16 protein-coding genes are annotated in these 12,384 nt (G+C 69.6%); 2 read left to right on the top strand and 14 right to left on the bottom strand.

Features of this window, described 5'->3' with window-relative positions:
* Positions 1 to 156: 156 nt before the first annotated feature.
* From ACIBAG_RS09775 to ACIBAG_RS09735, 9 genes are all read right to left on the bottom strand, one after another.
* Positions 157 to 780: a hypothetical protein gene (locus ACIBAG_RS09775; protein WP_389063186.1), complete on the bottom strand. Its 624-nt coding sequence runs from the start codon at positions 778 to 780 to the stop codon at positions 157 to 159.
* Positions 781 to 869: 89 nt separating this feature from the next.
* The gene (locus tag ACIBAG_RS09770) at positions 870 to 1,148 is read right to left on the bottom strand and encodes a hypothetical protein (RefSeq protein ID WP_399102901.1); all 279 of its coding nucleotides are present in this window, start codon (positions 1,146 to 1,148) and stop codon (positions 870 to 872) included.
* Between the two features lie 75 nt (positions 1,149 to 1,223).
* Complete coding sequence (locus ACIBAG_RS09765; protein ID WP_399102898.1) at positions 1,224 to 2,150, bottom strand: helix-turn-helix domain-containing protein; 927 nt, start codon at positions 2,148 to 2,150, stop codon at positions 1,224 to 1,226.
* A gap of 99 nt (positions 2,151 to 2,249) precedes the next feature.
* On the bottom strand, positions 2,250 to 3,383 hold the full coding sequence (locus tag ACIBAG_RS09760; RefSeq protein ID WP_399103306.1) for a PD-(D/E)XK nuclease family protein: 1,134 nt from the start codon (positions 3,381 to 3,383) through the stop codon (positions 2,250 to 2,252).
* 73 nt (positions 3,384 to 3,456) lie between these two features.
* The gene (bet, locus tag ACIBAG_RS09755) at positions 3,457 to 4,452 is read right to left on the bottom strand and encodes a phage recombination protein Bet (protein WP_399102896.1); all 996 of its coding nucleotides are present in this window, start codon (positions 4,450 to 4,452) and stop codon (positions 3,457 to 3,459) included.
* A 27-nt stretch (positions 4,453 to 4,479) separates the two neighbouring features.
* Complete coding sequence (locus ACIBAG_RS09750; protein WP_051814244.1) at positions 4,480 to 4,824, bottom strand: hypothetical protein; 345 nt, start codon at positions 4,822 to 4,824, stop codon at positions 4,480 to 4,482.
* A 108-nt stretch (positions 4,825 to 4,932) separates the two neighbouring features.
* Positions 4,933 to 5,136: a hypothetical protein gene (locus ACIBAG_RS09745; RefSeq protein WP_399102894.1), complete on the bottom strand. Its 204-nt coding sequence runs from the start codon at positions 5,134 to 5,136 to the stop codon at positions 4,933 to 4,935.
* Positions 5,137 to 5,226: 90 nt separating this feature from the next.
* Positions 5,227 to 5,799, bottom strand: a complete 573-nt coding sequence (locus ACIBAG_RS09740) for a hypothetical protein (RefSeq protein WP_399102892.1) — start codon at positions 5,797 to 5,799, stop codon at positions 5,227 to 5,229.
* A gap of 156 nt (positions 5,800 to 5,955) precedes the next feature.
* On the bottom strand, positions 5,956 to 6,405 hold the full coding sequence (locus tag ACIBAG_RS09735) for a hypothetical protein (protein WP_399102890.1): 450 nt from the start codon (positions 6,403 to 6,405) through the stop codon (positions 5,956 to 5,958).
* Positions 6,406 to 6,473: 68 nt separating this feature from the next.
* On the opposite strand from ACIBAG_RS09735, the gene ACIBAG_RS09730 reads away from it, so the two are divergent.
* The gene (locus tag ACIBAG_RS09730) at positions 6,474 to 6,851 is read left to right on the top strand and encodes a hypothetical protein (protein ID WP_399102888.1); all 378 of its coding nucleotides are present in this window, start codon (positions 6,474 to 6,476) and stop codon (positions 6,849 to 6,851) included.
* Positions 6,852 to 6,938: 87 nt separating this feature from the next.
* A complete protein-coding gene (locus ACIBAG_RS09725) occupies positions 6,939 to 7,658 on the top strand; it encodes a hypothetical protein (protein ID WP_399102886.1) in 720 nt (239 codons plus the stop codon).
* A 631-nt stretch (positions 7,659 to 8,289) separates the two neighbouring features.
* Here the strand turns inward: ACIBAG_RS09725 and ACIBAG_RS09720 are convergent.
* The 5 genes from ACIBAG_RS09720 to ACIBAG_RS09700 all read right to left on the bottom strand — a co-directional run bounded on the left by ACIBAG_RS09720 (position 8,290) and on the right by ACIBAG_RS09700 (position 12,383).
* Positions 8,290 to 8,535, bottom strand: coding sequence for a hypothetical protein (locus tag ACIBAG_RS09720; RefSeq protein WP_019753491.1), 246 nt, complete (start codon positions 8,533 to 8,535; stop codon positions 8,290 to 8,292).
* A 30-nt stretch (positions 8,536 to 8,565) separates the two neighbouring features.
* Positions 8,566 to 9,765 carry a peptidoglycan-binding protein gene (locus ACIBAG_RS09715; RefSeq protein WP_399102884.1) on the bottom strand — a complete coding sequence of 400 codons (1,200 nt, stop codon included), beginning with the start codon at positions 9,763 to 9,765 and terminating at the stop codon, positions 8,566 to 8,568.
* Positions 9,766 to 9,912: 147 nt separating this feature from the next.
* A complete protein-coding gene (locus tag ACIBAG_RS09710) occupies positions 9,913 to 10,350 on the bottom strand; it encodes a hypothetical protein (RefSeq protein WP_399102882.1) in 438 nt (145 codons plus the stop codon).
* The gene (locus ACIBAG_RS09705) at positions 10,351 to 11,460 is read right to left on the bottom strand and encodes a hypothetical protein (RefSeq protein ID WP_399102880.1); all 1,110 of its coding nucleotides are present in this window, start codon (positions 11,458 to 11,460) and stop codon (positions 10,351 to 10,353) included.
* Positions 11,457 to 12,383 carry a hypothetical protein gene (locus ACIBAG_RS09700; protein WP_399102877.1) on the bottom strand — a complete coding sequence of 309 codons (927 nt, stop codon included), beginning with the start codon at positions 12,381 to 12,383 and terminating at the stop codon, positions 11,457 to 11,459. The genes ACIBAG_RS09705 and ACIBAG_RS09700 overlap by 4 nt, the downstream gene beginning before the upstream one ends.
* Position 12,384: the final 1 nt, after the last annotated feature.

Here is a 12,384-nt window from a genome sequence, read left to right as displayed (position 1 = left end):
CCGTAGTCAGGACTCGTCGGAGGCGCGTAACGCGCGGTGGTGGCGGCTGTCCTCGACGCCGAGGGCGGTGAACCCCAGCAGGCCGAGGGCGCACACGATCAGCAGCCAGATCACCGGTCCGCGCCCCCGGTGGGGCGCGGTGCGCGGCGCGGCCGGTCAGTCATCGCTGCGGGTGACGCGGACGGTCGTGATGTGTCCGGCGCACTCGAACAGCGCCAGCGGGTAGCCGTCCGCCTGTGGCCGCTGCCAGACGCGGCGGTAGCCCTCGTAGTCCGTGAGCCGCTGGGACCACTCCGAGAAGCGGGCGATGGCGGTGGCCGCGCCCTCGATCCCGGCGGTCTGGTTGTGGCTCGCTCCGTACGGTGCGGTGTGCGTGGCCGAGACGATCAGCCGGGGCGCGCGGCGGGGAACGTCGAGGGCGTCGATGCGGGCCAGCAGCGGGATGAGGCTGTTGCTGTGGTGGCGCTGAGGGCCGTTGGGGGTGGAGTCGTACAGGACGGTGTGCCTGTCGGCGTTCTCCACGTCCTGGCGGACGGCCGTCCAGCCGTTCACCTCGGCAGGGTCGGCGGGCAGGCTGTGCTCGGAGGCGATGATCAGCTCCGTGCCGTCCCGCAGGTCGGCGCGGACGAAGAACTCGCCTCCTCCGGCGGTCTCGATGTCGGTGACCCAGCCCGCGTAGCGCAGCGGGGTGATGACGTGGCCGTAGCTGTGGAAGAGCCGGCGCCACAGTGGGTCGGTGGTGCCGGTGTGGTCGGGCAGAGCCGCGATGGTGGTGGTCATGTGCTGGTCTCCAAGAGGGTGTGCACGGCGGGCGCACAGAAAGCACGCCCGCCGATGAAAAATGTCATCTATCTCAGGTGAAGTGGATGTCAGACGGTGGGCAGTTCGCTCCGGGCGAGGATCTGCACCGACCACATCCGGCCGCCGCGGGTGACGACGCAGCCGATCGCGCGCCCCTCGTGGGGCAGGACGAAGCCGCTGCCGCCCTCCTCCCTGCTCAGGTCGCTGACGAGCTCGCGGACGCCGCGTTCGGCACACTCGGCCGAGCAGTAGAGGTGGTCGCCGAGGCGCGGTGCGATCGGCGCGCCGTGGATCACTTCGGCGACCACGACGTAGGCGTCGGGGGCCGGTGTGAGCGTGTCGGTCAAGATGGTCTCCAAGGGGTCGGTGAGTTCGGCCAGTTCCGAACTCCTACTTATATCTTAATGGCGTACACCAAGGCGTCAATGTTGCCGATCTTGTGAACGCCCCTGTCTCTGCCTGGCGTTGGCACCCTTCTCGCGCCCCATTCGGGCCAGCTCTCGCACTCGTTGGCGGGCCATCTCCAGGGCTTGTGGGTCCGTCTCCGCAACGCGCCGCTCCTGCTCGGCAAAGAACTGCCGTAGCCAGTCCTGCTGCTCGCGGTGCTCGCGGTCGACCGCTTCGCGCCGCGCCTGCTCCCGCCCGGCACGCGGGTTCGTCCCGCACCCACGGCAGTTCCCCACCGGCTCGGCGTGCTTCGGGCAGCCCGCCCGCTGTGGCTCTCCGCGCTCCGCCTCCGGCTTCCCTGCGGCGTCAGCCGTGGGGGGAGGGGGGTTAGGAAGAGAAGAGGAAGAAGGAGGAAGAGAAGGGGTTTCCCCAGGGGAACCCGCCCGGTTTCCCGAGGGCAACCCACTGGGTTCCCCTGAGGCAACCCTGCTCGGAGCATCATCAGGGTTCCCCTGGGGCAACCCTGGCTCCGAAGCGGCCTCGACGGCGGCTCGTGCCTCTTCCCGTGCGGCGACGTCCTGTTGGGTCCGGGCCGCCGACGACGGCTTGCGGCGCGCGGTCTTGCGGGCCAGCCGGGGGTTGGTCGGGGCACGCTGCGCCGCTCGGCGCCGCTCGATCAGCTCCTCCGTCGACGGGATGGGCGGCACGCCGTGCGGGAACACCCGGTACTCGGCGCGACGGCCGACACGTCCGACCGTGACCCGCTCGACCAGGCCGAGTCCGACGAGCTGCGTCACCACCGTGATGACCTGCTTCTCCCCTACGCCGGCCCAGGCCATCATCCGCTCCAGGCCCGGCCGGGCCAGCCTGGTCTGGTCGTCGGCCGAGTCCGCGATCTTCATGAGGACCAACTTCTGCGTCGTGTTGATCACCTCCTTCGGCAGGTAGGCGGCCACCACCATCAGTTGGATGCTCACCGGCACCTCTCCGTGTTCCGTCCGGTTCCTGCCGCGCCAGGGCGGGGGCGGAGCATGCCAGCTCCGCCCCGCCGAGTGGCGCGATCAGGGCTTTTGGCGCGCGGTGACGTTGATGCTCACTGCGGTCCGCCGGTCGTGGTCGAGGCGCGTGGGCACGGGGATGCCCACCTCCTTCAGCGTCGCCTTCATCGACGCCGCGTCGGGCACCATCGGTACCTTCAGCCCTGCGCGGCGGTACAGCGCGACTATCGCCTCGACGTCATCGACCTTGGTCGGGTTTCCGCCGCTCCACTTCAGGACGTTGTCGCCGTAGACGCCAGGTTCGGAACCTTCGAGCTGGGCGCGCAGGAACTTCTGCCTGTCCTTGAGCGGCTTGATCTGCTCGGAGACCTCGGCGTACTCGGCAAGCGCCTTCGCGCGTTCCTCGTCGTCGTGGATGAGCTGGCTCTGCGGGGAGCGCCCGGAGACGAGCGGGCCCCAGCACGCGGTGCGGAACGGGCAGTGGTCGCAGATCGCGGAGATGCCCGGCCCCTGGAAGGTGCGCGGCAGCTCCTCCGGGGAGGCGGCGGCCCGCACCTGCTGAACCCACCAGCGGGCACGGCGGGCGCGGTCGGCCTCGTAAGCGATCTCCTGAACGTGGTCGTCACCCGAGTCGCGGTTGATGAACCGGAAGCGGATGCGAGCGACCGGCACCGGCCCGAGGTGGGCAAGCTGCCGCTGGCCCCGGACGCTGGCGAAGCCTTCCGTGCCGAGCAGATCGGCGTACAGGTACACCTGCCGCAGCTCGGCCTCGCTCGCGCCGTACCGCAGGACGCTGTCCCACTGGTACGTGCTCTTGGTCTTCACGTCCTCGACGGTCGTCTCTTCGGCCGGGAGCGTGGGACGCAGCCGCTTCGGGAGCCGGGCGGCGGTGGTGCTGTCGAGCTGGACGGCGTCGATGTGGCCCCGGACGGTGTCGTCCTCGACGCGGCGCTCGACGAGCCAGCCGTACTCCTCGCGGGCGGCGTCGAGTATCCCGGCGTGCAGCCAGGTCCCAAGGATCGCCTTGCGCTTCTCGCCGACGTCAGTCGGGGTGCGGCCGTGCAGGAGGTATCCGGCCCGGCGGGCGCACACGGTGTCGCTGGCACCGAGCTTGGTCTGTTGGGAGCGGGGGCGGCGTGCGTCCGCCGCGTGAGCGGCGGGCCACAGGCTGACGGGCCGCTCCGGCGCGATGGCCATAGTGGTCACGGTGTTCTCCAAGAGGATGGGGTGCCGCCCGCCCACAGCGGGCGGCACCCGGTGTCGTCAGGGGTCAGGAGGCGCGGCGGGGCGCGGCGGGGCGCTTACGCGGGGTGCGCTTCGCCGGGGCCGGGGCCTCGTCGGACTCCGCGGCGGTGTCCGGCGTGGTCTCCGGGGTGGCCTTCTTCGCGGCACGCGCCCGCTTCTTCGGCGCGGGCTTGTCCGTGCTCTCGTCCTGGCCCACGGCCTGGGAGTCCTCGGCGGACTCGTCCTTCGCGTCGCCGCCCTTCTCGGTCGCCGCTTCGAGCCCGGCGGCCTCGCGCAGACGTCGGGTCGCCTCTTCCGCCTCGCGGACGACGGCTTCGGCGTCGGCCCGCGCCATCTCCTCGTCCACGTAAACGCCGGACAGGTCCTGCGGTGCGGCCATGCGCAGCGCGCCGGCCTCGGCGCACTTGCGGAGCATGTGGGCGGGCATCTGCTGCCACATCTTCGCCACGACGTACGCGCCCTGCTTGCGGTCGTAGTACGTCGGGGCGAACTCGTCCCAGCGGGCGATGAACGGGAACCTGGCGTTGCCGCGCAGGACGGTGACCTTGACCGCGGCCGGGTACGCCTTCGACAGCCAGACCTCGTGGGCGTTGCCCTCGGAGTCGTAGTAGACGGTGTCCTCGTACGAGATGGACTCCCCGGCCTTGATAGCCGCGCGGTGGGCGACCGTGCGGAAGCCGTCGATGCCGGTCTGGATGGTCCAGGTCTTCTCCGGCTCGTCGGGGTTGTCGGCGGCCTTCCAGTTGGTGCGGCCGATCATGTAGATCTGCCGCGCGAACGGGTCGAGGCCGGACCGCACGCAGAAGTGGAAGAACAAGGCCAACTGGGCACGCGGCGCCTGGGCGAGTCCCGGGCTGATCAGCGACAGGGCGGCCACCTGCCGCGCGTCGAACTCCACTTGGTCGGCGCGCAGCACAACGGCGCTCTGGGACACGCTGCGTTCGGGCAGCACCTCGGTGGCGGTCGGGGGCGGGCCGCTGGACGGAGCGTCGTCGCCCTGCTGCTCGGTCGGTTGATTCATGGGTCGTTCGTCTCCAAGAGAACTGGTTCAGTCGGTCCGCAAGGCGCGGACCTCGAACGCGCCCGCCCACTCGGGGTGGCGCTCGATGAGAAGCCGGACGTACCGGCTGCGGAAGTTGTTGTTGAGGCGGAACTCGTCGCCCTCGGTCGCCGTGACGTAGCGCCAGCGCAGGACCTCGAAGAGCATCCCGATGCCGACACGGCTCGCGCCGCGCTTCAGGTAGTCGGCAGTCAGGGCCTCCAACGCGCGCAGCACCCAGGGGTTGAGCTCGTGGAATGTCTCGAACTGGGCCTGGATCGAAGCCGGCTGGCCGTCCGGCTGCCTCACGGTGTGGATGACCAGTCCCGGTATCTCGTCCTGGACGGCTGCCATACCCACCCCCTGATGACTTCTTTCAAGAATGTCACCTATCTTGCGGGTCGGCGGACAGATGATCAACCCCACCGGCTAAAGGCGCGTCTTCACATACTCAGCCCGAGGTCAGGCGGAGGCTCGCTCGGCCGCCTCCTCCATGCGCGCTTCGCGAGCCTCGTTGGCCGCCGCTGCGGCCCGCAGGGCGTCGATGGCGACGTTGGACTCGGGGTGCTTGAGGACGTAGAGCGAGAGGGCCCCTTCGACGACCAGGGCCTCACGGGCATCCATGATTGCGATCTCGCCGCCGCCCGGTGTGGCGATGAACTGCACTGCTGCCTCCTTGGTGAACTGCGGAACCCCGTAACGGGGATTACTTATATCTTATGTGCAATTCGAGGCTAGGTACAGCGTTTGCGCAGGTCAGAGGGGCTTTCGGGCGTGGCGGCCTCGGGTCAGTACGCGACTGCCGGGCCCGTCGTAGGTGCCGTCGCGCAGGGCGGCGACGACTGCCTCATCCACGTCCCAGGGCAGGCTCCGCGCGCTCTCGCGGAGGTTCGGGACGGCGTCGAGGACGGTGTCCAGCATCCAGAGCATCGACCCGGACAGCAGCCAGTCGTGCTCCGGGAACCGCCCTGTCGCGATGGTCGTCGCCAGGTTGCCCTGCGCGGGCAGGTGGAACAGCTCGATGATTTCCTGCTGGCCGACGATCGGCGGCAGCTCATCCCCCAGGTCCGGCTCCCAGCCCTCGCCCTGCTCCGCGATGATCCGCGCCTTCGCGTCCAAGTCGACCTGGCGGAACCGCGCGGTGGTCGCTCCCCACCCGGCCGCGAAGCCGAGCGGCCAATACCGCACCCCACTGACGATGATGGCGGTCTCCGGATCCAGCACGCTGCCGCGACTCGGCGACAGCCACTGCGCGACCTGCTTCGGATCGACGCGGTACAGCGCGGCGAACTCCTGGTGCCCGACCAGATACGGCTTGCGCCGACTCATCCCCGTCCTCCGGTGTCTGCCCTGAATGCAGAGGGCAGCGTAGCCGTATGGGCACGCCGGCGTGCGCGGCGGTCGCTGCTATGGTGGCGGCGGTCTTTTCTCCAAGAGGCCAATCGGCCCCCGCTTCGGCGGGGGCCGTGTGCGTTGCCGCGCGCTCTACGCGGTCTTGCCCTCGGGATGGTCGGTGGTGGAGCTGAGCCGGGTCGAGCCCCGCTCCTTTCGCTGGCGCGTGAACCGCAGGGCATGGATGGTTCGCCCGCCGGTCGCCTCGCGGAAGGCGGTCGCCACCTCGGCCTTGGTCAGCCGCCGCCCTCCCAGAGTGAACAGCGGTCCGTCCGTGCGTGCTCCGATCAGCTCGCGCAGCGCGTTGGCCGCCGACACGGTGATCCCGGCCTCGTAGACGCCGACTTCCTTCGTGTGCCGGATGACGACCAGACGGTCATTCAGCTCCGCGTCCGGCACGTTGAACGCCAGGACCTCGTCCAGCCGGACCTCCGACTCCCAGAGCAGTTGCCACACCGCGCGGATGGCGGCCGGGACCGCCGGGTTTGCGAGCGCGGTGTCCACCTCCAGGTCGGTGACGAGCAGGCTTGTCTTATCCATCATGACCCCCAGGCCGCAGGAACAAGTGCGCCCTCACGCTATGCGGGCTGTCGGACAAAACCGCTGACGGATTGCTGCGGTCGGAGGAGCAGGTCTTCGAGGCGATGCTGGACGGCTGGCGCAACCAGCAGCTGGCTCGGAACCTTGCGCTGTCGACCATCAATGGCCGGGAGCGAAAGGTGCGGGCGTTCGCCGCGCACGCGGACGCCTTTCCGTGGACCTGGTCCTCGCCGCTGGCGGACGAGTGGTTTGGCGACCTGCGTGCGGTCCGTGGCTGTGTGCGCTCGACGCCGCGCGGTTACCAGGAGTCGGTGCGGCCGTTCTGCGACTGCGCCACGGTGCGAGGTCGTCAGTTCTGCTCTCCTACATGGCCATTATCCGACAACTGTGCTCTGCCGGAACCGTCGAGCGCGGCCATCGCTCCCCGCGCCGAAACGCGATGGGGGTAGATCTTTCACGCCGGACTCCGCGTTGGTATATCTGGGTGGCAGTAGGGGGTGGCTGTCCACTTCCGCCGTGCCGGAAGGTCGGGCATCTTGAATACCGCACCCATATGCGGTTACTGCCGCCAGATCGTCGAACTCCGGAGCGGGATCATCATCCCGCATTGGAGAGAGGATTTCTCTTCTTCCCTGTGTCCTGCGTCCTACCGCGAGTCCACCCATGTCCGCTGGCTGAGAGGCGAAGAGCTCGAGCACTACCAGCTCGACCGGGCGGGGAAGGCCAACCGCCGCCGCCAGCAGCTTCGGGCCACCCACGACGCTGCCCGCCGCGCCATGAACCCCTATGACGACGACCCAGTTCCAGCGCCGGAATTGCTCCCCATGCACGAAGGTCGCCGCTACGTGGCCGTCATGCTTCCCGGCTCGGGCCCGGCGGATGTGTGGCTCCCGGGCAAGACCCGAGGGGAACAGCGGCGCTTCATCGGCCGCTTCCTGCCGAGCACACACGGCCTCGGGTGGAACGAGAAGCGGGGCTGCTGGAGTGTGCCTACCCGTCACTTCCTCGAGCTGGCTCGGCACCTGCTGCGCTATAACCAGGTGATCATGCTCGGGCGTGAGTTCAACCCGATCGAGAAGTGCAACGGGGCCTGCCGTCACGCAGCAGGCCCCGACTGCCAGTGCTCATGCCGGGCGAAGTATCACGGGCAAGGGCAATGGAAGGCAGGATGGATCGAGGTGAACGAGTTCGACACCGACTACCACGGGGACTCCTGGCACTGGACCATCTTCACGCGCGATACCGACAGGCGATAGCACCTCGATCAGAAGCCCGAGGCTACCTGGTGAAATGCCCACTCCACAGACGCACTGCAGCGATTCGCCACCTCGTCCTCCGGGCCCCAACTCCGGTAGTCGCCCGGATGCTCGGCTACCACGACGACACCACCGCCCGCCTCGCCGAAAGGGCCGGAGGAACCTGGCGGCACTATGCCCCAGGCGACCATTCACGGTGACCACAAGCCCTCAACAGCCGGGGAATACGCGACTTCCCCTTACGCGAGGTCGCCAGTTCCGGACCCTGACACTCGCGTACCACTCCGGGCCCACGGCCACCGCCACCACTCCGTCGTCCCGGTACCTCACGCCGACCTGCTCACCCGCGTACGCGCGAAGCCCCCTGAGCGGGTGCTCGCAACACAACCGCGCGCGGTGGGAGCGGGCAACACTGACCCCTCCCGTCGTTCCACGCAACGCTCTGACCTGCGCGCTTAACCATCGGTGAGAAAGGGTGCCGGTCACCAGCCTTCGCTGAGAATCGATCAACCTTTACTGCGAGAGGTCAGGAAACGATCAAGACCATCGCGGGAAACGATCAGGGCAGGAGTTCCGTCACTGACGGACCGCATTTCGTCGGTGAGCCCCTGCTTGGCGGCAGGGTGTTCTCTTAGCCGCGGGCCAGGCTGAAGACCGTGAGCACTACCGCGGTGATGCTGGCCAGTACGGCGACAGTCGGCAGCGGCCACCTGGTCTTCTCCAGCGCGCTCACCCTTTCCTCCAGGTCCTCCAGGGCCTTGTCCGTTTGGTCGCTGCGCTGGACGAGCAGCGCCAACTGTCCGTCGATGCGAGCGAATCCGACCTCCAGCGCCTGGCGCAGCTCCGCCAGGGCGAGCGCGACCTGTCCTTCGGGCACGATCTCCTCCTTCCTATCGCTGCCCGGTGGTCAGTGCTGGGGCGTGGCCGGGTCGCGCTTCATCGGCAGCCACGAGGCCGTTCCGGGCCTGCCCAGGACGGTGCCGAGGGTGGACTTCAACGCGCTGAGCGCGGCCGGTATCGCGGAGACCGCGGCGGCCTGCCACGCCGACAGCGACACCATGTCCGTCGTGCTGGAGGCTGCCATCAGGCCCAGCAGCGACTGGAGGTAGGTGGCAACGGTGCGCTCGGCGACATCGGCAAGGGCCTGCGGCATCGGGTCGTGCTCCTGGTTCGGGGTGGTGGGGGTCGGGTCGGCGGCACCGGCCTGGTGCGGGACGCGGAGGTCCGCCCAGGTCTGCGGGCCGGGAATGCCGTCGGCGTCGGCGCCGTGGTGGCCGCGCTTGATCTGGTAGGCCGCATACGAGCGGCGGTGCGCGGCGTTCCACACCGGGCCGGGCGGCGTGTCGTAGGAGTCGCAGCCCTCGGCAATCAGCCGCTTCGCCATCGCGGCGATCACCGGGGAGGAACGGCCCTCGCGGAAGAACTGCTTGCCCGGGTACGCCGCGTACTTCGGTGTCGGCTTCGGCTTCGGGCCCGGCTTGGGCTTGGGCCTCGGGTCGGGCTTCGGCTTACCGCCGTCCTTGAGGTGCCGGGCGACCCGGGCGCGGAAGTCGTCCATGTCGATGCCGCCCGGGTCAGGCTTCCCCGGCTGCCACTCCTTGTGGCCGATGACGGAGTGCTCGTTCCAGCCGTGCGCACGGCAGATGGCCGCCGCCGCCCGCGCCATCGCGTCGAGCTGAGCCGCTGGCCACGGCTGACTCCCGGTATAGATGCACTCGAAACCGTAAAAGTGCCGGTTGCCGTCGGTATCCGCTTCGTTGTCGCGCGGGAGGTCCGTCTTCTCCGCGATGACCGCGAGCAGGACGTCGGTGTCCCCCATGCCGGCGTGGTTGGTCCGGCCGTAGCCGACCAGGTGGATCGTCCCGGACCGGTCGATGACGCCATGGCACAGGGGTCCTGGGAGATCCTGGTAGCCGACGCGGCACAGCTCCACCATGTCCTTCTCGGAGCTGTACGGCCCGGTGTGGTGGATCATGACCCCGTTCGCGGGGCCCCAGTTGCCGTGGGTGTTCCGGTTGTGGGTGCGCCATTTGCCGTGCTCGACCACGCCGAGCCCGGCGCCCTTCAGCACGGACAGGAACCTGTCCGCGCTCAGCGGTGTAGCCACGCGCTTCGTCCTTCTCCCCTGCGCCGGATGGCAGTCGGCCGTGGCCGCCGCGGCGGTCCGGTCCCTCGGGAGTGCGAAGCGGGTGGAGGGTCACCCAGGCGTCATGCTACCGGCGCACACCGGCCGGTGGCCGGGGTGCGCAGCCGGTCAGGTGTCGGCGCGGTCGGTCCGGAACGATGTGCTGTCGAGGCTGATCCAGGACGCGCGGACGCTGCCGCCGTCCTGGACGCGCAGCCGCATCATGCCCTTCGGGTCGATGTCGAGCTGGAGGCTGCGGCGCGCCGCGTCGGAGGCGACATCGACCGTGCGCGGCGCTTCCGGCCAGTACCCCTCGGGCAGCAGCGCGACCAGTTGCTCGTCGGCGGCCCGGCCGCCCGCCAGTCCGATACGGCCGCAGAATTCGGTCGTGTCCCAGGGGTTGGCGCGGAACTGCGGCGGCTGCTCCTCGTCAGGGACGGTGGTGTCGCCGGTCAGCGGAAGGTTGCGCCACTCCGGGTACGGCGCGCGGCGGGCGCGCTCCAGGGTGACGACCCGCTTCTCCAGCTTGGCCAGTCGGCGGCCGAGGTCGGCGATCGTGTCCGGCACCTACCGCTCCTCTCCTTCGCCCGTCTCATCCTCGGGCTTGTTGGTGCGCTCCAGCTTCAACGTCACGCGCTCGGCCGTCTCGCCCTCGCCGGGCCGCACCGTCCAGCCGACGATCCGGCACCAGCCGTCGTACTCGGTGTGCGGCTCGAACAGGCGGATCCGGACGTCGTCCCCGATGCGCAACGCGTGGATCGGGGCCGCCGGGTGGTCGATGATCTCCAGCTCGGTCAGCGAGGGCAGGACCTGGCGGGCCAGCCGTTCGCGGTGGGCCCGCTGCTTCAGCTTCGCCTCGTCCTTCTCGCTCGTCTCCAGCCGGTGTTCCAGGCGCAGGCGGCCGTTGCGTACGCCGTCCACGACGACCTTGCGCTTCTTGCCTTCGCCCGCGCCGAGCCCGATGACCCACTGGGCATAGGAGTCGGCGTCCTTGATGACGTGCGGGGTGCCGACCACGTTGGCGCCGGTGGTGAACGTCAGGTCCTCGCGGCGTCGGCCAAGGCGCGGCGCACCGAGGATGATGCGGCGCTCGGCGCGGCGCCCGCGCCATGCCACGGTCTCCGACCACTCCAGGCCGTCATCGATCTCGGCCATCTCGTCCACGATCTCGCCGAGGTTGCGCGGGTCGGTCTTGGAGGTGGTGTACGGGTCCTTCGCGGTGCCGGTCTTCGCCTTCGACTTCGTGTCGTCCACGACCACGCCGAGGTCTCCGTCCGGCTGCGCCTGGGCGTATGCCCACACATCGCGGATCACGTCGCAGGGGTCCGTTGCGATGTACGGGCCACGGCCGTCGAGGTTTCCGTGCAGGTCGAAGCGGCGGTGGAGGTAGCTCGTGAACCCGGAGGCTTCGACGGGCAGGGTGTTGCCCTCTGGTTCGGCGCGCCACAGCAGCCCGCCCCAGTCGAGGCGGGCGTTGCGCTCGACGAGGAGCACGGTGTCGCCGGCGTCGAGGGCGTCACCGAGGGAGCGGCGGAACGCAGTCGGCAAGGTCGCCTTCAGTGAGCCGGGCCCGGATATCTCCGGGCCGTATTCGACCTCGCTCAGCGGCAGGTTCCAGTGCAGAACGTCGCCGGTCGCGGCCCGCGCGATGATGTAGCGGTAGTCGGCCATCGTCACGCAGGCCCTTCCGTGAACGCGACGTCGAGCGTGATCGTCGTGCCCTTGGCCACGGTCAGGTCGCCGTCGCCGTACTTGTCGTTCTGGTTGATCTCGACGGCCAGGTGCTGGCGGGTGCCCCGGTAAGTGGGCGGCACGGCGAGCGTGTCGGCCAGGGTCACGGAGGAGCGGCGTGTGGTGGTGCCGTCGTCGTCTACGACGGTCGGCTTCGCGGCGCGCTCCCCGAGCCGGGTGCGCAGCTCGGCGTATACGGAGCCTGCCCCGGCACGCAGGCCAGAGAGGGCGACGACGACGGTGGCCGTCGTCGCCCAAGCTGGGACGTCCACATCCCAGGCGGCCTCCTTGGGCCAGGCCGCCCACTGGCCATACTTGCCCGGCACCTCCTCCGTCGTGGTCGGGTGCACGGTGCGCAGAGTGCGCTCGGTGCGCGGGTTGGCCAGCCGACGCAGATCGGTAATCATCCCGGCGGTGATCGTCGCGGTGTTCCGAGGGATGGTGATGCGAGCCAGCGGGATCGCCGTCATCTCCCGCAGCGCGGTGGTGTCCTGCGAGCCGATGCCCTGGATGAGATGGAAGTAGCCGATCTCCTCGCGGCGCGGGTCGCGGTCGCCTTCGAACTCCGGGTCCTCGATGCGCAGCACGAGCAGGTCGGTGCGGGCCACCGGCCCGGTCGGCGGCACGTCGACCACGGTGTCGCCAATGTTGGACTGGGTGTAGGCCCCTTGCCACGGCCGGGCACCGTGGATCAGAGCAGAGCCGTCGCCGACCCGAACACCGGGGCCGGGGGTCTCCAGCGGCCGGACCTTCAGGTCGTCGCTCCCGGCGACGCCCTGCCGGCCGCGAGCAAGGTCGCGGACCATCAGGCGCATCGCGCGGGCTGAGTGGTCGGCCCCGCGCACCATCATCGGGGGTTGCAGCGTCACG

Source organism: Streptomyces sp. NPDC051243, from assembly GCF_044455405.1.
In the GTDB taxonomy this organism is placed as follows: Bacteria; Actinomycetota; Actinomycetes; order Streptomycetales; family Streptomycetaceae; genus Streptomyces.
The sequence above is the reverse complement of the archived record's forward strand: the minus strand, read 5'-3'. Positions and strand labels throughout refer to the sequence as shown.